General features: G+C 70.8%; 18 protein-coding genes. 13 read left to right on the top strand and 5 right to left on the bottom strand.

Annotation, left to right across the window (positions count from 1 at the left end):
* Window positions 1–65 precede the first annotated feature (65 nt).
* Complete coding sequence (locus ABFJ78_RS36430) at window positions 66–824, top strand: PE-PPE domain-containing protein (RefSeq protein WP_436391883.1); 759 nt, start codon at window positions 66–68, stop codon at window positions 822–824.
* Between the two features lie 31 nt (window positions 825–855).
* On the opposite strand, the gene ABFJ78_RS36435 is transcribed toward ABFJ78_RS36430, so the two are convergent.
* On the bottom strand, window positions 856–1,731 hold the full coding sequence (locus ABFJ78_RS36435; protein ID WP_436391885.1) for a LysR family transcriptional regulator: 876 nt from the start codon (window positions 1,729–1,731) through the stop codon (window positions 856–858).
* Between the two features lie 77 nt (window positions 1,732–1,808).
* Here ABFJ78_RS36435 and ABFJ78_RS36440 point away from each other — a divergent pair, with 77 nt between their 5' ends.
* From ABFJ78_RS36440 to ABFJ78_RS36470, 7 genes are all read left to right on the top strand, one after another.
* Entirely contained in the window at window positions 1,809–2,159 is a 351-nt protein-coding gene (locus ABFJ78_RS36440; protein ID WP_436391887.1) for a hypothetical protein, read from the top strand.
* Window positions 2,156–3,715: a multicopper oxidase family protein gene (locus ABFJ78_RS36445; RefSeq protein ID WP_436391889.1), complete on the top strand. Its 1,560-nt coding sequence runs from the start codon at window positions 2,156–2,158 to the stop codon at window positions 3,713–3,715. Before ABFJ78_RS36440 ends, ABFJ78_RS36445 begins: the two co-directional genes overlap by 4 nt.
* 89 nt (window positions 3,716–3,804) lie before the next feature.
* Window positions 3,805–5,190: an FAD-binding oxidoreductase gene (locus tag ABFJ78_RS36450; RefSeq protein WP_436391891.1), complete on the top strand. Its 1,386-nt coding sequence runs from the start codon at window positions 3,805–3,807 to the stop codon at window positions 5,188–5,190.
* Window positions 5,187–6,749, top strand: coding sequence for an acetolactate synthase large subunit (locus ABFJ78_RS36455; protein WP_436391892.1), 1,563 nt, complete (start codon window positions 5,187–5,189; stop codon window positions 6,747–6,749). Before ABFJ78_RS36450 ends, ABFJ78_RS36455 begins: the two co-directional genes overlap by 4 nt.
* 43 nt (window positions 6,750–6,792) lie before the next feature.
* Window positions 6,793–7,593: an SAM-dependent methyltransferase gene (locus ABFJ78_RS36460; protein ID WP_436391894.1), complete on the top strand. Its 801-nt coding sequence runs from the start codon at window positions 6,793–6,795 to the stop codon at window positions 7,591–7,593.
* A gap of 43 nt (window positions 7,594–7,636) precedes the next feature.
* The gene (locus tag ABFJ78_RS36465) at window positions 7,637–8,440 is read left to right on the top strand and encodes an SAM-dependent methyltransferase (protein WP_436391896.1); all 804 of its coding nucleotides are present in this window, start codon (window positions 7,637–7,639) and stop codon (window positions 8,438–8,440) included.
* Window positions 8,441–8,492: 52 nt separating this feature from the next.
* The gene (locus ABFJ78_RS36470; protein ID WP_436391898.1) at window positions 8,493–9,299 is read left to right on the top strand and encodes an SAM-dependent methyltransferase; all 807 of its coding nucleotides are present in this window, start codon (window positions 8,493–8,495) and stop codon (window positions 9,297–9,299) included.
* Between the two features lie 6 nt (window positions 9,300–9,305).
* On the opposite strand, the gene ABFJ78_RS36475 is transcribed toward ABFJ78_RS36470, so the two are convergent.
* Together ABFJ78_RS36475 and ABFJ78_RS36480 are read right to left on the bottom strand one after the other, a co-directional pair.
* Entirely contained in the window at window positions 9,306–10,724 is a 1,419-nt protein-coding gene (locus ABFJ78_RS36475) for an MFS transporter (RefSeq protein WP_436391900.1), read from the bottom strand.
* An 85-nt stretch (window positions 10,725–10,809) separates the two neighbouring features.
* Window positions 10,810–11,259: a DUF3761 domain-containing protein gene (locus tag ABFJ78_RS36480; protein ID WP_436391902.1), complete on the bottom strand. Its 450-nt coding sequence runs from the start codon at window positions 11,257–11,259 to the stop codon at window positions 10,810–10,812.
* Between the two features lie 80 nt (window positions 11,260–11,339).
* Here ABFJ78_RS36480 and ABFJ78_RS36485 point away from each other — a divergent pair, with 80 nt between their 5' ends.
* The 3 genes from ABFJ78_RS36485 to ABFJ78_RS36495 all read left to right on the top strand — a co-directional run bounded on the left by ABFJ78_RS36485 (window position 11,340) and on the right by ABFJ78_RS36495 (window position 15,245).
* On the top strand, window positions 11,340–12,407 hold the full coding sequence (locus ABFJ78_RS36485) for a sensor histidine kinase (protein ID WP_436391904.1): 1,068 nt from the start codon (window positions 11,340–11,342) through the stop codon (window positions 12,405–12,407).
* 7 nt (window positions 12,408–12,414) lie between these two features.
* Window positions 12,415–13,080 carry a response regulator gene (locus ABFJ78_RS36490; protein ID WP_436391906.1) on the top strand — a complete coding sequence of 222 codons (666 nt, stop codon included), beginning with the start codon at window positions 12,415–12,417 and terminating at the stop codon, window positions 13,078–13,080.
* Window positions 13,081–13,193: 113 nt separating this feature from the next.
* Entirely contained in the window at window positions 13,194–15,245 is a 2,052-nt protein-coding gene (locus ABFJ78_RS36495; protein ID WP_436391908.1) for an MMPL family transporter, read from the top strand.
* Here the strand turns inward: ABFJ78_RS36495 and ABFJ78_RS36500 are convergent.
* Entirely contained in the window at window positions 15,242–17,575 is a 2,334-nt protein-coding gene (locus tag ABFJ78_RS36500; protein ID WP_436391910.1) for a GH92 family glycosyl hydrolase, read from the bottom strand. The two genes, ABFJ78_RS36495 and ABFJ78_RS36500, sit on opposite strands and share 4 nt — an antisense overlap.
* Window positions 17,576–17,680: 105 nt before the next feature.
* On the opposite strand from ABFJ78_RS36500, the gene ABFJ78_RS36505 reads away from it, so the two are divergent.
* Together ABFJ78_RS36505 and ABFJ78_RS36510 are read left to right on the top strand one after the other, a co-directional pair.
* A complete protein-coding gene (locus ABFJ78_RS36505; protein ID WP_436391912.1) occupies window positions 17,681–18,307 on the top strand; it encodes a flavin reductase family protein in 627 nt (208 codons plus the stop codon).
* Window positions 18,304–18,609 (top strand): antibiotic biosynthesis monooxygenase family protein, encoded by a 306-nt coding sequence (locus ABFJ78_RS36510; RefSeq protein ID WP_436391914.1) that lies wholly within the window; start codon window positions 18,304–18,306, stop codon window positions 18,607–18,609. Before ABFJ78_RS36505 ends, ABFJ78_RS36510 begins: the two co-directional genes overlap by 4 nt.
* 53 nt (window positions 18,610–18,662) lie before the next feature.
* On the opposite strand, the gene ABFJ78_RS36515 is transcribed toward ABFJ78_RS36510, so the two are convergent.
* Window positions 18,663–20,834, bottom strand: coding sequence for a 3-hydroxyacyl-CoA dehydrogenase NAD-binding domain-containing protein (locus tag ABFJ78_RS36515; protein WP_436391916.1), 2,172 nt, complete (start codon window positions 20,832–20,834; stop codon window positions 18,663–18,665).
* Window positions 20,835–20,841 lie beyond the last annotated feature (7 nt).

Here is a 20,841-nt window from a genome sequence, read left to right on the forward strand (position 1 = left end):
CCGGATTTCATCGCCCCTCCCTAACGTCGCCGGCGCAGTGATCAACTGACGGAGGGGACTGCGAAGTGAAAAATCTGAAACGCCTGTCGCTGATCGGGGCCGCGGTGGCGGCGCTCGTCACCGGGTTCGTCGCCACGCCGGCCGCGCACGCCGAAGGCGCGCACTACTACATCCTCATCGGCGGCACCTGCAACGGGAACGCCGACCAGTACCAGGAAGCGTGGCTGCGCGGTGGGATCCGGAAGGTGGTGAACTACCCGGCCGGCGCCTCCGGGCTGCCGGGCCCCTGCGGCCAGACGCCGATGGACCAGAGCGTCGCGATCGGCCGCGAAGAGGCGAAGCGCGTCGCGCAGGACGCGTTCAACGAAGATCCGGGCGGCGAGTTCACCGTCGTCGGCTACTCGCAGGGCGCGATCGTCGCGAACTTCCTGCTGAACGACATCGCGGACGGTGTCGTCAACGTGGACCGAAGCCACTTCAACGCGAAGCTCTACGCGGACCCGATGCAGCCGGTCGGGCCGCCGGGACGCGGCATCAGCGCGGTGATCCCGGCGGGTGCGGGCGCGCCGTCGCCGTTCGGCGGGTATGTCTCGTTCGGCCCGGGACGGACGGACTTCGGCGGCATCCCGTACATCCGCTACTGCATCCAGACCGACGGCGTCTGCAACTTCGACACCCTCGAAGCGCCGGGCGGCTACTTCGCCCAGCACTGGTGCTACGTCGAGCGCCCGATCATGGCCGACACCCTGGCCGACGGCGTGTACACCAACTCGTCGATCGAGCTGCCGCGGCAGGACTGCCGTCCGCCGTGGCCGATCGGCTGATCCGCCGGGGCGGGCGCTCCGGCGCCCGCCCCTACCGGCGTGCGAAGTACTCAGCCGCGAAGTCGGACAGCCGCTGCGCCGCGACGGAAAAGTACGCGTCGGCGCGCCAGACGAGGTTCAGCGTCCGGTGGCAGTCCGGCGCGTCGACGTGCAGCCAGACACCCGGGATGTGGGTGGCGCCGCGGGAGTACGCGGGCACCAGCCCGACCCCGAGGCCCGCGCCGATGAGGTCACCGGTGGCGCCGGGCTCGTCGCTCTCGCAGGTGTACTCGGCGTGCAAGCCGGCCGCCGCGAACAGCCGATCGGCCAGCTCGCGCGGCCAGTAGCCGGGGCGGGTGGTGACGAACGGCTCGCCCGCGAGGTCGGCGATCCGCACGCGTTCCCGGCCGGCGAGCCGGTGCCCCACCGGCACGGCGAGCAGCACCTCCTCGCGCAGCAGTTCCCGCGTCCGCAGGTCCGCGCCGGGAAGCGGCTGCGAGGCGAAGCAGAGGTCGATCTCCCCGGCGCGCAGCTGGTTCGCCATCTCCGTGGCCGACGACTGGTACAGCCGGATGTCGACGCCGGCGTGCGCCGCGCGGAACTCGGTGACCACCCCGGTGAGCGTGAGCAGGGTTTCCGCGGCGACGGAGACGCTGCCGTGGTCGAGCCCCGCGGAGTCGGCCAGCTCGCGGCGGGCGTCGTCCAGCTCGGCCAACGCCCGGTCGACGCGGCGGAGATAACCGGCACCGAACCGGTTGAGCCGCAGCCCACGGCCGACACGGTCGAACAGCGGCACGCCGAGGTCGGCTTCGAGCCGGGCGATCGCGCGGCTCAACGACGGCTGCGCGACGCGGAGTTCGGCGGCGGCCTGGCTCAGGTGCTCGCGGCGGGCCACCGCCTGGAAGTACCGCAGCTGCAGCAGGTCCATCTCATAGCCTCAGAGTCATGACTTCATGTCGATTTCGGTCTTGGACAGCATAGATCGTCGCTCCTAGCGTCGACCGGGTGAGCAAAGCAAGGAGCGTGACGCGCGGGTTCGCCACCGTGCACGCCATCGCGATCTTCGGCCAGCCGGTCTTCGCGGGCAGCTACCTGACCGGCGACTACGCCATGCTGGCGCTGCACCGGTTCGGCGCGGACCTGGTCTTCTCGATCGGACTGGCGCAGCTGGTGGCGACGGCGCTGCTCTGGTGGCGCGGCGGCCCGCGGTGGCCGTTCTGGGCGAGCCTGCTGCTGCTCGCCGGCGAGACCGCGCAGTACTTCGCCGGGCTGGCCGGCGCCCTCGACCTGCACATCCCGCTCGGCGTCGCGCTGGTCACGCTGGCCGTGGTCGTGCTGATCGCGATCTGGCGATGAGCGGGCTGTCCCGGCGCCGGTTCCTCGGGTTGGCCGGCGGCGCGGGTCTCGTCGTGGCCGCCGGAGCCGTCGGGCCGCGGCTGCTCGGGCGGGCCGCGGCCACCGGGGAACTGCTCACCAGCGAGGTACCGCTGCCCCCGCCGTTCCAGGTCCCGCTGCCGATCCCGGCCGTGCTGCCGCCGCTCTCCCGCGAAGCGGACGCCGACCGGTACGAGATCGTCCAGCGCGCGGCCACCGCCGAGATCCTGCCCGGGCTGCGCACGCCGATCTGGGGTTACCAGGGCACGTTCCCCGGGCCGACGATCGAATCCCGGAGCGGCCGGACGGCGATCGTCCGGCACCGCAACGAACTCCCGGTGCCGACCGTCGTCCACCTGCACGGCGGCCGCACACCCCCGGAGTCCGACGGTTACGCCACCGACCTCGTACTGCCCGCGAGCGGGTGGCGCGCGACGCACCAGGGCATGCTCGACCCGGACGCGAAGGTCACCCGAGGGGTGCGCGACTACGTCTATCCGTTGCGACAGCGGGCATCGGCGCTCTGGTACCACGACCACCGGATGGACTTCACCGGCCCGGCCGTGCACCGCGGGCTCGCCGGGTTCCACTTCGTCCGGGACGCCGAAGAGGACGCGTTGCCGCTGCCGCGCGGCGAACGGGAGCTGCCGCTGATGATCGCCGATCGCGCGTTCGCCGCCGACGGCTCGATGCGCTACCCCTCCCTCGACTCGACGCTGAGCACCGTGCCGGGCGTCGAGGAGCCCTACGCCGCGGGTGTGTTCGGCGACGTCATCCTGGTGAACGGCGCGCCGTGGCCGGTGGCGGAGGTGTCCGCGACCCGGTACCGGCTGCGCCTGCTCAACGCGTCCAACGCCCGTCGCTACGACCTCGCACTCGACCCGCCGCCGCCGGACGGCCCGGCCTTCACGCAGGTCGGTTCGGACCAGGGCCTGCTCGACGCGCCCCGCGGGCACGACCACCTGCCGATCGCGCCGGCCGAGCGGTACGACGTCGTCGTCGACTTCGGCCGTTACCCGGTGGGCACCGAGATAACGCTCGTTAACCGCGCGGGCACCGGCAGCACCGCATACGTACTGCGGTTCCGCGTGGTCCGCCGCGGCACCGAGGACAGTCACGTCCCGGACCGGTTGAGCACGGTCGAACCCCTCAATCGGACACAGGCGAGAGTGATCAGGGAGTTCTCGTTCCGGGGTGCGCCGTCGGGTGGACGGCATGGCTGGCTGATCGGCGGGGAGCCGTACTCGCCGTCCCGGATCGACGCGCGGCCGCGGCTCGGAGACGTCGAAATCTGGCGATTCGTCGCGGACGTGCACCACCCGATCCACCTCCACCTCGTGCCCTTCCGGGTGCTCTCCCGCGGCGGCCGCGAGCCCGGGCCGTTCGACGGCGGTCTCAAGGACACGGTCGATCTGCGGCCGGGCGAAGCCGTGGAGGTGATCGCGCGGTTCGACGGCTATCGGGGGCGCTATATGTTCCACTGCCACAACGCGGAGCACGAAGACATGGGCATGATGGCCAACTTCGAGACCGTCTGAACCGAACGTGAAAAACCTTCATGGCGGCGTACCGGCGGTACGTACTACGCTGCGGTAACCACAGCAACGGCGCGGAGGAGAGGCTGTCTATGGGCGACGTGGCGGCACGGCTGGCCGAGATCGTCGGGGACAAGAACCTGCTGACCGGCGAAGCGATCTCCGAGGACTACGCGCACGACGAAGCGTTGACCGCGGAGCCGCAGAAGCCTGCGTACGTCGCGAAGCCGGCAACCGCGGAAGAAGTCGCGGAGCTACTTAAGGCGGCTTCGGAACACAACGTGCCCGTCACCGCGCGCGGGTCCGGCAGCGGGCTCTCCGGCGCCGCGCGACCGCGTGAAGACGGGCTGCTGATCTCCTTCGAGCGGATGAACGCCGTCCTCGAAGTCGACACCGGGAACCACGTCGCCGTCGTGCAGCCCGGCGTCACTCTCGCCGAACTCGACGCGAAGACCGCCGAAGCCGGGCTCAGCTACACCGTCTACCCCGGCGAGCTGAGCGCGAGCGTCGGCGGGAACGTCGGCACCAACGCCGGCGGCATGCGCGCCGTCAAGTACGGCGTCACCCGCAACAACGTGCTCGGCCTGCAGGCCGTGCTGCCGACCGGCGAGATCCTCCGCACCGGCGGCAAGACGTCGAAGATCTCCACCGGCTACGACCTCACGCAGCTGATCATCGGCTCCGAGGGCACTCTCGCGCTGGCCACCGAGATCACCGTCAAGCTGCACCCGCGGCTCACGCACGGCGCCACCGTGCTCGCCCCGTTCGGCAACCTCGCCCAGGTGATGGCCGCCGTGCCGGCGATCCTCTCCAGCGGGCTCGGGCCGCACATCCTCGAGTACATCGACAACCTGACGATGGCCGCGATCGTCTACAACGAGAAGCTCGAGCTCGGCGTCCCGGACAAGATCCGCGAGGCCAGCGAGGCCTACCTCGTGGTCGCGCTGGAGAACCGGGACAGCGAGCGGCTGCACGAGGACGTCGAGACGGTCGGCGAGCTGCTCGGCGAACTCGGCGCGACCGACGTCTACGTCCTCGAAGGCCCCGCCGCGCGCAAGCTGATCGAAGCGCGCGAGAAGGCCTTCTGGACCGCGAAGGCGGCCGGCGCCGACGACATCATCGACGTCGTCGTGCCGCGGACCGCGATGCCGGAGTTCATCGCCAAGTCGCGCGAGCTCGCGATGGCCGCGGGTGGCGGCGCGCTCGGCTGCGGGCACGCCGGTGACGGCAACGTCCACTTCGGGATCTTCTGCAAGGACGCGGACAAGCGTGAACAGCTGTTGACCGACATCTTCGCGTACGCGATGGAACTGGGCGGCGCGATCTCCGGCGAGCACGGCCTCGGCCGCACCAAGGCGAAGTACCACCAGGAACTCGAAGACCCGGCGAAGATCGAGCTGATGCGCCGGATCAAGCAGAGCTTCGACCCCGCCGGGATCCTCAACCCCGGCGTTCTCTTCCCCGAAGGAACCGCATGAGTGAGCTGAACGGCGCCCAGTCCCTGATTCGCACGCTGGTCGACGCCGGCGTCGAAGTGTGCTTCGCGAACCCCGGCACGTCGGAGATGCACTTCGTCGCCGCGCTCGACACCGTCCCGGAGATGCGGGGCGTGCTCGCGCTGTTCGAAGGCGTCGTCACCGGTGCCGCCGACGGGTACGCGCGCATCGCGGACAAGCCCGCCGCGACGCTGCTGCACCTCGGCCCCGGCCTGGGCAACGGCCTGGCGAACCTGCACAACGCGCGCCGCGCGCACACGCCGATCGTGAACGTCGTCGGCGACCACGCGACCTACCACAAGCAGTACGACGCGCCGCTGGAGTCGGACATCGAGGCCGTCGCGGGGTCGCTCGAAGGCTGGGTGCGCCGCTCCGAGCACACGAAGGACGTCGGGGCGGACGCCGCCGCCGCGGTCGCCGCGTCGCAGGACGCGCCCGGCCGCGTCGCCACGCTGATCCTGCCCGCGGACGCTTCGTGGGGTGACGGCGGCGAGAGGTGCGCGCCCATCCCGCCGCGCGTGCCGCAGGCCGTCGACGCCACCACCGTCAAGGACGTCGCCGCCGTGTTCGGCGCCGGCGAGCCGGTGGCACTGCTCATCGGGGGCGGCGCGTGCCGTGAGGAAGGGTTGCGCGCGGCCAGCCGGATCGCCACCGCGACCGGCGCGAAGGTGTTCGTCGAGACGTTCCCCGCGCGGCTGGAGCGCGGCGCGGGTCTACCGGCGATCGAGCGGCTCGGCTATCTCGCCGAGCAGGTCGCCTACCAGCTCGACGGGATCAAGCACGTCGTCGTCGCGGGCACGAAGGCGCCCGTGTCGTTCTTCGCCTACCCGGGCAAGCCCAGCGACCTGGTGCCCGAAGGCGCGCAGGTGCACACGCTTGCGGCGGTCGGCCAGGACGTCACGCGCGCGCTGAACGACGTCGCCGACCTCGTTGCCGCGGACACCGAACCGGTGCTGTCCCCGGCGTCCCGGCCCGCGCTGCCGAGCGGTCCGCTGACCCCGCAGAACTGGGTCGACGTCATCGGCGCGCTGCTGCCGGACAACGCGATCATCGCCGACGAGGCCAACACGTCCGGTCTGCTGCTGCCGACGGCGACGGCCGGCGCGCCGCGGCACGACGTCCTCACGCTGACCGGCGGCGCGATCGGCTACGGCATGCCGGTGGCGACCGGGGCGGCCGTCGCCGCGCCGGACCGGCCGGTGCTGAACCTGCAGTCCGACGGCAGCGCGCTGTACACGATCTCGGCGCTGTGGACGCAGGCGCGGGAGAACCTGAACGTCACGACGGTGCTGCTCAACAACCGTGCGTACGCGATCCTGCGGATGGAGCTGCAGCGCGTCGGTGCGGCCTCGGGCGGCCCGAAGGCGAACGACCTGCTCGACCTCTCGCGCCCGGACATGGACTTCGTCAAGATCGCGGAGGGCATGGGCGTCCCGGCGACGCGCGCGACCACGGCCGAGGAGCTGGCCGAGCAGCTGCAGCGGGCGTTCGCCGAACCGGGTCCGCACCTCATCGACGCCGCGGTGCCGCCGCTGCTCTGATTCGGACTATTCTCCCGTCACACCCAGAGCCCGGGAGCGGCGGATGAGCGAAGACGAACACGCGAAGCGGGGCATCGACCTCGAACGGCCGAACGCGGCGCGCGTTTACGACTACATGATCGGCGGGCAGCTGAACTACGCCGTCGACCGGATGTTCGCCGACCAGATCGAGAAGGTGCTGCCGAACGCCCGGCACATGGCGCTGACCAACCGGGCGTGGCTGCGCCGCGCGGCGCGCTTCGCGGCGGAGCAGGGCGTCCGGCAGTTCCTGGACATCGGCTCGGGCATGCCGACGGTCGGGCACGTGCACGAGGTCGTCCAGGCGATCGACCCCACCGCACACGTTGTGTACGTCGACAACGAGCCGATCGCGGTCGCGCACAGCGAGATCGTGCTGGAGGGCAACGACAACGCGGCGATGGTCCAGGCCGACGCCGAGTACCCGGACGAGGTGCTGGAGCACCCGACCACCGAGGCGATGCTGGACTTCAGCGAGCCGGTCATGGTGATCATGGCGGCGTTCGTGCACTTCATCCCGGACTCCCGGGACCCGGCCGGGCTGATCGCGGCCTACCGCGACGTGCTCGCGCCAGGCAGCTACCTCGCGTTGTCTTCGGGCACGTGGGAAGGACAAGGCGAGGAGACCCAGCGCTCGGTGGCGCTGTACGAGAAGAGCGGCACGCCGCTGACGCTGCGTTCGCCCGACGAGCTGCGCGCGCTGGTGAAGGGCTTCGAGATCCTGCCGCCGGGCGTGGTGTTCACGCCCGAGTGGCGCCCGGACGGGCCGCTCGAAGATCCGCCGGAGCAGTCGGGCGGGCTGGCGCTGGTCGCTCGCAAGGAGTGACCGACGGTATCCTCGCTGTCGCACCGACGGCGAGGGGACGGCGATGACCGACGACCACGCGAAGCGCGGGATCGACTTCGACAAGCCGAACGCGGCACGCGTGTACGACTACCTGATCGGCGGCAAGCTCAACTACGCCATCGACCGGATGTTCGCCGAGCAGATCCTCCAGGTGCGCCCGGAGGCCAAGGAGCTGGCGCTGCTGAACCGGCGCTGGCTGCGCCGGGCGGTGCGGTTCGGCGCCGAGCAGGGCATCCGCCAGTTCCTGGACATCGGCTCGGGCATGCCGACGGTCGGGCACGTGCACGAGGTCGTCCAGGCCATCGACCCCGCCGCACGCGTGGTCTACGTCGACAACGAACCGGTCGCCGTCGCGCACAGCGAGATCGTGCTGAAGGACAACGACAACGCGGAGATGGTGCAGGCGGACGCCGAGTACCCCGCGGACGTCCTCGAGCACGAAACCACCGAGAGGCTGCTGGACTTCGACCAGCCGGTCATGCTGATCATGGCCGCGTTCGTGCACTTCATCCCGGACGAGCGCGACCCGGCGGGGCTGATCGCCGCCTACCGCGACGCGCTCGCGCCGGGCAGCTACCTGGCGCTGTCGTCCGGCACGTTCGAGGGCCAGGGCGAGGAGGTCCGGCGCGCCGCGGAGATGTACCAGAAGAGCGGCACGAACGTGGTGGCCCGCTCGAAGGACGAGCTGCGCGCGCTGCTGGACGGGTTCGAGCTGGTGCCGCCGGGGATCGTGTTCACGCCGGAATGGCGTCCGGACGACCCCGGCGAGGTCGGCGAGCACCCCGAGCTGGCGAGCCAGCTCGCCCTGGTGGCGCGCAAGAACTGAGCGCGGCTCACGTCGGCTATCCTCGCCGTCACACCGGATCGTGGAGCGGCGAATGAGTGAAGACGAGTACGCGCGGCGTGGCATCGACCTCGACAAGCCGAACCCCGCGCGCGTGTACGACTACATCCTCGGCGGCCAGCTCAACTACGCCGTCGACCGGATGTTCGCCGACCAGGTGCTCGCCGCCCAGCCGAACGCGCGGGAGCGCGCGCGGCTGAACCGGCAGTGGCTGCGCCGGGCCATCCGGTTCGGGCTGGACAACGGGATCCGGCAGTTCCTCGACATCGGCTCGGGCATGCCGACCGTCGGGCACGTCCACGAGATCGCCCACGCCGTCGACCCGACCGCCCGCGTCGTCTACGTCGACAACGAACCGATCGCCGTCGCGCACAGCGAGATCGTGCTGGAGGACAACGAGAACGCGGTCATGGTGCACGCCGACGCCGAGTTCCCGGACGACGTCCTCGAGCACGAGACCACCGAAATGATGCTGGACCTGGACCAGCCAGTGATGGTCGTGATGGCGCTGTTCGTGCACTTCATCCCGGACGAGCGCGACCCGGGCCGGCTGATCGCCGCCTACCGCGACGCGCTCGCGCCCGGGAGCTACCTGGCCATGTCGTCGGCCACGCCCGAGCAGCAGAGCGACGGCACCGCCCGCGCGGTCGCGATGTACCAGAAGAGCGCCAACCCGGTGACGCCCCGCACGGCCGACGAGCTGCGCGCGCTCGTGGACGGCTTCGAGATCCTCGACCCGGGCATCGTCTTCATCCCGCAGTGGCGGCCGGACGACCCGGCGGACGTGCCGGAGAACCCGGCCGAGTGCGGCGGGCTCGCGCTGGTGGCGCGCAAGAACTAGACCGCACTACTGGACGACGCCGACGAGTTCCGGCGCCACCTTCGTCTTCGGCACCAACCCCGCCAGCAGCACACCCGCCAGCGCCGCGCACGCCGCCACGGCGAACGTCGCCCGGAAGCCGAACAGCGACGGCACCGTCAGGCCGCCGGCCGTGATCGTCAACTGGGCCAGCATCGCCGCCATCACCGCGCTCGACACCGCCGTGCCGACCGAGCGCATCAGGGAGTTCAGGCCGTTCGCGGACGCCGTTTCGGTGACCGGCACCGAGCCCATGATCAGCGCGGGCATGGCGGCATAGGCAATGCCGACACCGGCGCCGATGATCACCGACGCCGTGATCAGTTCGGCCGCGTTGTCCATCAGCACGATCGCGAACACGTAGCCCGCCGCGATCACCAGCGCGCCGGTCATCAGCGTCGGGCGCGGGCCGAAGCGGGTGATGAGCCGGGCCGACACCGGCGAGAGCAGCATCATCACCAGGCCGTTCGGGGCGAGGGTGAGGCCGGATTCGACCATCGTCTGGCCGAGCCCGTAGCCGGTCGAGGCGGACGCCTGCAGCAGCTGCGGGAAGGACAGCGCCATGGCGTACATCGAGAACCCGACCATGATCGACGCCAGGTTCGTGAACAGCACCGGCCGCCGCGCGGACACGCGCAGGTCGACGAGCGGGTCGCGCCGGCGCAGCTGGTAGGTGCCCCAGCCGAGCAGGACGACGACGGCCGCCGCGGCGAACCCGAGCGTCGGCGTGCTGGTCCAGCCCCACGTGGCGCCCTTGACCACCGGCAGCAGCAGGCAGACCAGGCCGGCGGCCAGCCCGAACGCGCCGAAGTAGTCGAACGGCGCGGGCGTGCGCAGCGGCGACTCCGGCACGAACTTGACGATCAGCAGCGCGAAGAAGAGCCCGAGCCCGGCGGCCATCCAGAACAGCACGTGCCAGTCGGCGTTCTCGGCGACGACCGCGGCGACCGGCAGCCCGATCGCGCCGCCCACCCCGAGCGTCGCGCTCATCAGGGAGATCGCGCCACCGACGCGTTCGGGCGGGAGCTCGTCGCGCATGATGCTGATGCCGAGCGGGATGACGCCCATCGCGCAGCCCTGCAGCCCGCGCCCGATGATGTGGAACGCGAGCGCGCTCGTCGTCGCGGACACGACCGAGCCGGCGATGAGCAGCGCGAGGCTGACGAGGATCATCCGGCGCTTGCCGTAGAGGTCGCCGAGCCGTCCGCTGACCGGCGTGATGACGGCGGCGGCCAGCAGCGTCACGGTGACGACCCACGACGCGTCGGCCGCCGAGGCGTTCAGCAGCCGCGGGAAGACCGGGATGAGCGGGACGACCAGCGTCTGCATGAACGACGCGACCAGCCCGCACGAAGCGAGCACCACGACGATCGCGCGAGCGGACCGTCCGGGACGGGACACCAGCACACCCCCGGTGTGTAGTTAGTACGCATCATGCAACTTGATGCACTCTACCTACCGGGTGGCCGGTTTCGGCCCGATTGGTGATTCGTCACAGCCAGGTGCGGACCCCGCCGTGGCCGGAGCAGGTGCCGGAGCGGTGCTGGCTGTAGCTGTAGGTGCCGTCCTTGCAGAGGGCCGTGGCGCCGGCCGGATTGTCGCTGGGGCGGTGGACGCAGTTGCCGTCGGAGTTCCGGTAGTAGTCGGCACCGCACTCGGCCGGCTTCGGCGCGGCCTGCGTGGTGGTTTTCGGCGCCACTTTGGGCTTGGCCACGGTCGTCTTCGGCGCGACAGCCGGCGCCTGCGTGGTGGCCACCGGCGCTTCGGACGTCGCGGTGGGCGTATCGGTCGTGATCGGAACGGACGACGCAGGCGTTGTATACGAAGTCGACGGCGCATCCAGAACACCGACGCCGCCCGAATCCTTCGACGGCACCGGACCGGCACCGCAGCCCGCGACCAGCAGGCCCGCGGCCAGGACCAACCCCAGTTTCTTTCCCACGACGACTCCTTAGCAGCACGAACCAATGCCGCCGTAGTCGCTGGCCCGAAAGCGTTTGTTACGGCGCCTAGACTCGCCGCATGGCCTGGTTGCGGCGTTGGGCTCCCGAACTTGCGGTCACCGTCGCGGTGCTCGTCGGCTCGCTGTTCACCGTCCTGAACGACGGGGCGAAGCCCGCGCACCACGCCGCCATCGGCTGGGTGCTCACCGTCTTGGGGTGCGCCGCCGTCTTCCTGCGACGTAAGTACCCGTTAACCGTCGCCGGGTTAACGCTCGTTTGCTGCGCCCTCTACTACCCGCTCACCGATCCGGACGGCCTCGTCCTGCTCGCCTTCGCCTACGCCCTCTACAACGCCGCCGCGGCGGGGCGGATCCGCGGGGCCGCGCTGCTCGTCGTCGCCGCGATGGCCGGGGTCGCCGTCGGCGAGGTCGGCTCGCGGACCGGGCGGCACGTCGACAACTTCGCGTTCTTCCTGATGACCGGCTGGTTCGTCGCGCTCGTCGCCGGCGGTGCCGTCGCGCACTACCGCGCCGAGGCCGAGCGCACGAAGGAGGCCGAGGCCCGGGCGCGCGCCACGGAAGAGCGGCTGCGCATCGCCCGCGAACTGCACGACGCGCTCGGCCACCATCTAGCACTGATCAATGTCCAGGCCGGCGCCGCGCTGCACCGGCGTGATCCCGCGCAGGCCGACGAGGCCCTCGGCACCATCAAGGACGCCAGCAAGACCGCACTCCAGGAGTTGCGCGCGACGCTCGGCATGCTCCGCCAGGCCGACCAGCCGAGCCTGTCCCGCGTCGCGGAGCTGGCCGAGTCGGTCGGCGCGTCCGGGCTGACCGTCCGGACCGAGATCGACGGCGTCGCCCGCGATCTGCCGCCGGACGTCGAGCACGCCGCGTTCCGCGTCGTGCAGGAAGCGCTGACGAACGTCGCGAAGCACGCCGGCGCGAAGACCGTCGTCGTCCGGCTCGGGTACGGCGCCGACGCGCTGTCCGTGCAGGTCGACGACGACGGCCGCGGCGGCGACGCCCCGCCGGGCACCGGGATCCGCGGCATGGCCGAACGTGCGCGGGCGCTCGGCGGGGAGCTGACCGCGGCGCCGCGCGAAGGCGGCGGTTACCGGGTGCGCGCCCGGTTGCCGGTGCGATGATGGGCCGATGATCCGGGTCCTGCTCGTCGACGACCAGCGGCTGGTCCGCGCCGGTTTCCGGTCCATTTTGGACGGTGAGGCCGACATCGACGTCATCGCCGAAGCCGCCGACGGCCGCGAAGCCCTGCAGGCCGCGCACGACCACCGCCCGGACGTCGTGCTGATGGACATCCGCATGCCGGTGCTCGACGGCCTCGCCGCGACCCGGCACCTGCTCGAAGACCCCGCCGTACCCAGCAAGGTCGTCATCCTCACGACGTTCGACCTCGACGAGGACGTCTACGGCGCCCTGCGCGCGGGCGCGAGCGGGTTCCTGGTCAAGGACACCGAGCCCGAAGAGCTGATCCACGCGGTGCGCGTGGTCGCGCGCGGCGACGCGCTGCTGGCACCGTCGATCACCCGGCGGCTGATCTCGGAGTTCGCCGCGCGCGTCACCCGTCCGGCCCCGGCCCCCGCGCTCGACCGGCTCACCGACCGCGAACGCGAAGTGCTCTCCCTGGTCGCGGCCGGCCTGTCGAACGACGAGATCGCGCGCGAACTGACGCTCAGCCCCGCGACGGCGAAGACGCACGTCAGCCGCATCATGACCAAGACCGGCATGCGCGACCGCGCGCAGCTCGTCGTCCTCGCCTACGAGTCCGGCGCGGTGACGCCGAGGTGGCTCACCCCCTAGCCATACTCCCGCGGGGGTACGGGAAACGCCTTAAGGGACACCGCCGGGAGCACGCCAAGTGTCCTCCGCTGCGCGACGCGGAGTAGTGCCCGCGCGGCGAATCCTTGTCCACCATGGACACCATCACTCGCGCAGGCGGGGGAAACCTGGCGAAACTGGCCGGCTGGGCGCAGCGCCACCGGTGGCTCGCCGTCGCACTCTGGGCGCTGGTCCTCATCGGCGTCACGTTCACCTCCCGCCTCACCGGCAGCGCGTTCCACGACGACAACTCGCTGCCCGGCACCGAATCGCAGCAGGTCGTCGACATGCTGAAGGGCACCGCGCAGTCCGGCGCGTCCGCGCAGATCGTGTACAAGGCGGACAACGGGCTCGGCACGCAGCGCGCCGCGATCGAAAACAGTCTGGGAAATGTCCGATTGCAGCCGCACGTGCGGTCGGTGACCGGACCGTTCGAGACGCTGTCGCCCGACGGCCGGATCGGCTACGCGACGGTCACCTTCGACGTCGCCTCGACCGACCTCCCGTACGACGACATCGTCAAGTTCGCCGACACCGCGAAGCAGGCCGGACCGGTCGAAGTGGCGCTGGCCGGCGACCCGATCGAGCGCATCTCGGGCGGCGGCGGTCCCGCGGAAGGCGTCGGGCTGCTGGCCGCGCTGGTCATCCTCGTGTTCCTGTTCCGCTCGCTGCTCGCCGCCGGGCTGCCGGTGCTCACCGCGGTGTTCGCCGTCGGCAGCACGCTGGGCGTGATCACGGTCGTCTCGCACTTCGTCGACATCGCGAGCTACACCTCGCCGTTGATGATGCTGGTCGGGTTCGGCGTCGGCGTCGACTACGCGTTGCTGATCTTCTCCCGTTACCGCGGCGAGCTCCTCGCCGGCCACGACCGGGACACCGCCGCGCGGCGAGCGCTCGACACCGCCGGGCGCTCGGTGCTGTTCGCCGGGACGACGGTGATCATCGCGCTGCTCGGCCTGCTCGCGCTCGGCCTCGGCGGGCTGCGCGGGGTGGCGCTGGCCGTCGCGCTCACCGTCCTGATGACCATGCTCGCGTCGGTGACGCTCCTGCCCGCGCTGCTCTCGCTGTTCGGCAAGCGGCTCGAACGCGGCATCCGCAAGCACGCCGCCCGGCAGGAGCACGGCAGGACGTGGCGGCGGCTCGCCGACGGCGTCCAGAAGCGCCCGGTGGCCCCGCTCGCGATCGGCCTGATCGTCCTCGTCGGGCTGTCGATCCCGGCCGCGGGCATGCGGCTCGGGTTCGCCGACGCCGGCACCGACCCCGCCGGATCCACTACGCGGCAGGCCTACGACCTGCTGGCCGAAGGCTTCGGACCGGGCTTCAGCGGACCGCTCGCGATCGTCAGCGAAGACGGCGACACCGTCGCGCTGCAGCAGAAGCTGGCTTCGACGCCCGGGATCGCACGCGTGTTAACGCCGGTTAACCAGACGGTCCTCGTCTTCCCGACGACGTCACCGCAGGACGCGGCGACCGCCGAACTGGTGACGCGTCTGCGGACCGTCGTCCTCCCGACACTGCCGGGCCACTACCTGGTCGGCGGCTCGGTGGCGGCCGCGACGGACTTCGCGGACGCCGTCGCCGACCGGCTGCCGCTGTTCGTCCTGGTCGTCGTCGGACTGTCCGCGCTGCTGCTGATGGTCGTGTTCCGGTCGATCCTCATCCCGCTCAAGGCGGCGTTGCTGAACCTGCTGAGCATCGGTGCCTCGCTCGGCGTCATGACGCTGGTGTTCGGCGACGGCTGGTTCGGCGCGCAGCCGGGCCCGATCGAAGCGTTCGTGCCGGTGATGATCTTCGCGATCGTGTTCGGGCTGTCGATGGACTACGAGGTGTTCCTCGTGTCGCGCATGCACGAGGAGTGGCGCCGCACCGGCGACGCGCGGCTCGCGGTGCGCGAAGGCCTCGCGTCGACCGGCGCGGTGATCACCGCGGCGGGCGCGATCATGGTGCTGGTGTTCGGCGCGTTCCTGCTGGACCCGTCGCGGATGCTGGCGCAGTTCGGTCTCGGCCTGGCCGTCGCGGTCCTGCTGGACGCGCTGGTGATCCGCTGCCTGGTCGTCCCGGCGGTGATGCGCCTGCTCGGCGCCCGGGCGTGGTGGCTGCCCCGGTGGCTGGACCGCCGGCTGCCGCACCTCGCGCTGGAACCCTAACTCCCCCAGGTCGTCGGCGTCTCGGACAAGCGGAAGTCCAGGCTCCCACCGCGCAGGAAGGACGCGTCGACCTTCCAGTCGCGCTGCGGCCTGCCGTCCCGGCGGACGTCCTGGACGTACTTCCCGCTGCCCGACGTCGTGATCCGGATCGGCGCGCCACCCGCCGGCCGGATCACGGCGCGCGGGAACAGCGGGCTCGACAGCAGCAACTCGCCCGAGCCCGGCGTGCGGGGGTAGATGCCCAGCGCGGCGAAGACGTACCAGGCGGACATCGTGCCGAGGTCGTCGTTGCCGGGCAGCCCGGACGGGCCGGTTCCGTATACGGAGTAGACGAGCTGCCGCACGGTCTCCTGCGTCTTCCACGGCCGACCGAGCTCGTTGTACAGCCAGGGCGCGTGGATGTCGGGCTCGTTCGTCGGGTCGTACTTGAGCGGGCCGCCGCCCTTGAGCTGCCAGTTGCCGCTCGCGTCGTGGAAGAATCCGTCGAGCCGGGTGACCGCGGTGGCCTTGCCGCCCATCGCGTCGGCGAGGCCGGAGACGTCCTGCGGGACCATCCAGGTGTAGGCCGCCGCGCTGCCCTGCGCGAAGCCGCGGTCGCTCGCCGGGTCGAACGGCGTCACCCAGCTGCCGTCGACGTTGCGTGCCTGCATGTAGCCGGTGTCCGGGTTGTAGACGTTGCTCCAGTACGCACCCCGCGCGCGCATCTCCGCGGCTTCGCGCGTGCGGCCCAGCAACTCGGCGAAATGTCCGATTGCCGAGTCGGCAACGGAGTCTTCCAGCGTCTCCGCGGCACCACCCCAGCAGTGGCAGACGTCGTTCGGCGCGTAGTGCGAGATGACGTACTGCGCGAGGTTGGGCCGCTGGCCGACGCACTGTCCGGGGCAGCCGCCGTCCTGCAGGCCCTCGGGCCGCGGGACCGTCGCCTGCTTGTAGAGCGAGTCGAACGCGCCGCGGTAGTCGAAGTTGCGGACGCCCATCGCGTAGAAGGTCGCGATCGTCGCCGCCGACGGGTCGCCGGTCATCACGTGCGTCGCGCCGTTGACGTGCACCCAGCGGTCCCACACGCCGTCGTTCTGCTTCGCGTAGTTGTACAGCGACTGCGCGAAGTTGCCCGCGACGCGCGGCTCCACCAGTGCCAGAAGCTGCACCTGCGCGCGGTACTGGTCCCAGCCGGAGAAGTTGGAGTACTGCGCGTCCTGCCCGCGTTCGACGCGGTGCGGTCGCTGGTCCATGCCGAGGTACTGGCCGTCGACGTCGCTGACGAGGTTGGGCTGCTGCAGGCTGTGGTAGAGCGCGGTGGTGAAGGTGATCCGCTGGCCGGCGGTACCGCCGCCGACGTTCACCCGGTCGAGTTCGGTGTTCCAGGCCTTCTTCGTCTTGGCGACAATGCTGTCCACAGTGGACTTCTTCGGCTGTTCGGCCTGGAGGTTGCGCTCCGCGCCTTCGAGCGAGACGTAGGAGATCGCGATCCGCATGGTGACCTTGCTGCCGGGCGCGAAGGTGACGTAGCCGCCGGAACCGCGTCCGGCGCGGTCCTTGCCGGTCGCGTAGCCCTCGCCGCCGGTCTGGTCGGTGCCGCCGGGCTGGAGCGTCGCGTCCTTCCACGTCCCGGTGCCGATGACCGGCTGGTCGAACTGCGCGGTGAAGTACAGGCGGTAGTAGGACTTGCGGTTGTTGACGCCGCCGTTCGCGCGGCGGCCGCAGAAGGCGCCGGTGAGCACGGACCCGGTCACGCGCCGGTTCGCCGCGTCGATGTGCGTCTCGGCGTCCTCGCTGCCGTTGAGGGAGTTCGACGTCCGGAAGAGCAGGCTGGCCGGCTTGCCCTGCGGGTACGACAGCGTGCCGATCGCGGTCCGTTCGGTCGCGGCGACGTCGGTCGTGACGCCGTTCTGCAGGCCGAGCCGGTAGCGGCCGGGCGTCGCGGCTTCGTCGGCGTGGCTGAAGTTGCTCGCGTAGACGGCGTCGGTGGTGTCGGCGGTCGGTGACGAGGTGACGTCGCCGGCGAAGGGCAGGATCGGCACGTCGCCGGCGGCGCCGGGGTTGCAGCCGGCGCCGTTAACGTGCGTTAACGCGAAGCCGCGCAGGCGCGTGGTGTCGTACTGGTAGCCGTTGGCGGCGCCGGTCGACGTCTGGTCGCCGCGGGTGCTGGTGGGGCTCCAGGCGAGCATGCCGAAGGGCGCGGTCGCGCCGGGGTAGGTGTTGCCGTCGCCGGCGGAACCGATCAGCGGATCGACGAAGTCGGCAGGACTCAGGTCGGCGGCTGCTGACATCGTTGTCAACGTCGAGGCGAGCAGGGTGGCGGCCAGAGCCACCGTGACAGGACGGCGCATGGGCGGAGGTTAACCCGCGTTCAGTGGCTTTTGGGCGAACGCGAACGGACAATCTGCCGGACACTTCGGGCGCCGGCGAACGCTCCGGAACCTACGTTCGCGGTCATGGAGATCAAGCCCCGCATCCTGTACTTCGGCACGCCGGTGGTGCTGCTGAGCACCGAGAACGACGACGGCAGCCCGAACCTGGCCCCGATGTCGTCGGCGTGGGCGCTCGGGTGGACGGTCGTGCTCGGCATCGCCGCCGACGGCCGGACCGCGCACAACCTCCGCGCCCGCCCGGGCGTCGTGATCAACCTGCCCGGCCCGGACCAGTGGGACGCGGTGGAGCGCCTGGCCCCGCTGACCGGCCGGGATCCGGTGCCGGCGAACAAGCCGGGGTTCCGCTACGAGCCGGCGAAGTTCGAGGCGGCGGGACTGACACCGGAACCGTCGCGGCTCGTGCGCCCGCCGCGCGTCGCGGAATGCCCGCTTCAGCTGGAGGCGCGGGCCGCGGCCGTGCAATCGGACACCGCTGGGGAGTTCCACATCGTCGAAGCGCAGGTCCTGACCGTGCACGCGGCTCCGGAGCTGGTGGTCCCGGACACCGAGCACGTCGACCCGGCGGTGTGGAGCCCGTTGATCTACAACTTCCGGCACTACTTCGGCCTGGGCCCCGAGCTCGGGCACAGCTTCCGCTCGGAGACCGCGGGTACGTTCGAGCCCCTCGACGGATTGGGGAACCGAGGATGATCGCACGCACTTGGCGCGGCTGGGCGCCCGCCGCGACGGCCGGCGACTACCAGCGGCACTACGAAACCGACGTCGCGGCGCACCTGCGTGACGTGCCCGGCTTCCAGGGCGCCCGATTGCTGCGCCGCCCGGACGGCGACGAGGTCGAGTTCACCTCGATCACGTTCTTCACCGACCTCGACGCCGTACGCGGCTTCGCCGGCGACAGCTACGAAGACGCCGTCCTGGAGGAGGACGCGAGGCGGGCGCTGAGCCGCTGGGACGACCACGTCAGCCACGCCGAGGTGGCGGTCGCGCTCTGAAAACCGTGAAGGCCACCTCGACGAACTCGAGGTGGCCTTCACGGAGCTACTGCCTATTCGTAGATCTCGCCCTTGGCGGCCTTCTCGACCAGCGAAGCAGGCGGCTCGAAGTGGTCGCCGTACCGGGCCGCGAGCTCACGCGCCCGGTCGACGAAGCCCTGCAGGCCACCCTCGTACTGGTTGATGTACTGGATGACACCGCCGGTCCACGCCGGGAAGCCGATGCCGAAGATCGAGCCGATGTTGGCGTCGGCCACCGACGTCAGCACGCCTTCGTCGAAGCACTTCACCGTCTCGAGCGCCTCGGCAAAGAGCATGCGCTCCTTGAGGTCCTCGAACGGCACCTCCGTCGAACCGGACTTGAAGGCGTCACGCAGGCCCGGCCACAGGCCTGCGCGCTTGCCTTCGGCGTCGTACTCGTAGAAGCCCGCGCCCGTGGAGCGGCCCTTGCGGTCGAACTCCTCGACCATCCGGTCGATCACGGCCTCCGAGGCGTGCGACTTCCACGTCCCGCCCGCGGCCTCGATCGCCTCGCGGGTCTCCTTGCGGATCTTGCGCGGCAGCGTCAGCGTCAGCTCGTCCATCAGCTGCAGCGGCGGCGCCGGGTAGCCGGCCTGCGAACCCGCCTGCTCGATCGACGCCGGCTCGACGCCCTCGCCCAGCGCGGCGACGGCCTCGTTGATGAACGTGCCGATCACGCGCGAGGTGAAGAAGCCGCGGCTGTCGTTGACGACGATCGGGGTCTTCTTGATCTGCAGCGTGTAGTCGAAGACCTTGGCCAGCGTCGCCGGCGACGTCTTCTCGCCGCAGATGATCTCGACCAGCGGCATCTTGTCCACCGGCGAGAAGAAGTGGATCCCGATGAAGTCCTCGGTCCGCTGCACGCCCTCGGCGAGGGTGGTGATCGGCAGCGTCGAGGTGTTGGAGCCCAGGACCGCGTCGGCGTTGACGATGCTCTCGATCTCGCCGAACACCTTGTGCTTCAGCTCGACGCTCTCGAACACGGCCTCGATGACGAAGTCGACACCCGCGAAGTCGGCCGGGTCGGCGGTCGGCTTGATCTTCGCCAGCAGCGCGTCCGACTTCTCCTGCGTGGTCTTGCCGCGCGAGAGGGCCTTCTGCTCCAGCTTCTCCGCGTAGCCCTTGCCCTTCTCGGCCGCCTCCTGCGAGACGTCCTTGAGGACGACGTCGATGCCGGCCTTCGCCGACACGTACGCGATCGCCGCGCCCATCATCCCGGCACCGAGCACGCCGACCTTCTTGGCCGTGTACTTCTCGAAACCGTCCGGGCGCGAGCCGCCCGAGTTGATGGTCTGCAGGTCGAAGAAGAACGCCTTCGTCATGTTCTTCGAGACCTGGCCGGTGGCGAGGTGGATGAAGTAGCGCGTTTCGATCAGCTGCGCGGTGTCGAAGTCGACCTGCGCGCCCTCGATCGCGGCGGCCAGGATCGCCCGCGGCGCCGGCATGTTCGCGCCCTTGATCTGCTTGCGCAGGTTCGCCGGGAACGCCGGGAGGTTGGCCGCGAAGCTCGGGTTCGACGGGGTGCCGCCGGGGATCTTGTAGCCCTTGACGTCCCACGGCTGGACGCCGCCCTCGGGGTTCGCCTTGATCCACGCCTTCGCGGCGGGGACGAGCTCCTCGACCGTGCCGACGAGCTCGTGCACGAGGCCGAGCTCGAGCGCCTTGGCCGGACGGTGCCGCTGGCCCTGCAGCAGGACGTTCAGCAGCGCGCTCTGGATGCCGAGCAATCGGACAGTGCGCACGACGCCACCGCCGCCGGGCAGCAGGCCCAGCGTCACCTCGGGCAGGCCGATCTGGCTGCCCTTGACGTCGGCGGCGATGCGGTGGTGCGTCGCCAGCGCGATCTCCAGGCCACCGCCGAGCGCGGCGCCGTTGATCGCCGCGACGACCGGCTTGCCGAGCTGCTCGATGCGGCGCATCTGCCCCTTCATCAGGGTGCTGCCCTCGGTCAGCTCGACCGCGTTCTCGGGCTTCGCCTGGATGAGGTCGTTCAGGTCGCCGCCGGCGAAGAACGTCTTCTTGGCGGACGTGATCACGACGCCGGTGATGGAGTCCTTCTCGGCCTCCAGGCGGTCGACCGTGACACCCAGCGACTCGCGGAAGGCAGCGTTCATCGTGTTCGCCGACTGGTTCGGGTCGTCCAGGGTCAGCGTGACGATGCCGTCGGAGTCCTGCTCCCAGCGGATGGTCTTGCTCTCAGCCATTTCGGTC

The organism is Amycolatopsis sp. MEPSY49 (genome assembly GCF_051337345.1).
Lineage (GTDB): Bacteria > Actinomycetota > Actinomycetes > Mycobacteriales > Pseudonocardiaceae > Amycolatopsis.

Excerpts from the sequence above, each read along its gene's own strand:
- ABFJ78_RS36500 (WP_436391910.1), bottom strand. The coding sequence starts at position 17,575 with ATGCGCCGTCCTGTCACGGTGGCTCTGGCCGCCACCCTGCTCGCCTCG.
- ABFJ78_RS36495 (WP_436391908.1), top strand. The coding sequence starts at position 13,194 with ATGGACACCATCACTCGCGCAGGCGGGGGAAACCTGGCGAAACTGGCC.
- ABFJ78_RS36450 (WP_436391891.1), top strand. The coding sequence starts at position 3,805 with ATGGGCGACGTGGCGGCACGGCTGGCCGAGATCGTCGGGGACAAGAAC.
- ABFJ78_RS36455 (WP_436391892.1), top strand. The coding sequence starts at position 5,187 with ATGAGTGAGCTGAACGGCGCCCAGTCCCTGATTCGCACGCTGGTCGAC.
- ABFJ78_RS36490 (WP_436391906.1), top strand. The coding sequence starts at position 12,415 with ATGATCCGGGTCCTGCTCGTCGACGACCAGCGGCTGGTCCGCGCCGGT.
- ABFJ78_RS36445 (WP_436391889.1), top strand. The coding sequence starts at position 2,156 with ATGAGCGGGCTGTCCCGGCGCCGGTTCCTCGGGTTGGCCGGCGGCGCG.
- ABFJ78_RS36485 (WP_436391904.1), top strand. The coding sequence starts at position 11,340 with ATGGCCTGGTTGCGGCGTTGGGCTCCCGAACTTGCGGTCACCGTCGCG.
- ABFJ78_RS36505 (WP_436391912.1), top strand. The coding sequence starts at position 17,681 with ATGGAGATCAAGCCCCGCATCCTGTACTTCGGCACGCCGGTGGTGCTG.
- ABFJ78_RS36465 (WP_436391896.1), top strand. The coding sequence starts at position 7,637 with ATGACCGACGACCACGCGAAGCGCGGGATCGACTTCGACAAGCCGAAC.
- ABFJ78_RS36515 (WP_436391916.1), bottom strand. The coding sequence starts at position 20,834 with ATGGCTGAGAGCAAGACCATCCGCTGGGAGCAGGACTCCGACGGCATC.
- ABFJ78_RS36510 (WP_436391914.1), top strand. The coding sequence starts at position 18,304 with ATGATCGCACGCACTTGGCGCGGCTGGGCGCCCGCCGCGACGGCCGGC.
- ABFJ78_RS36435 (WP_436391885.1), bottom strand. The coding sequence starts at position 1,731 with ATGGACCTGCTGCAGCTGCGGTACTTCCAGGCGGTGGCCCGCCGCGAG.
- ABFJ78_RS36470 (WP_436391898.1), top strand. The coding sequence starts at position 8,493 with ATGAGTGAAGACGAGTACGCGCGGCGTGGCATCGACCTCGACAAGCCG.
- ABFJ78_RS36460 (WP_436391894.1), top strand. The coding sequence starts at position 6,793 with ATGAGCGAAGACGAACACGCGAAGCGGGGCATCGACCTCGAACGGCCG.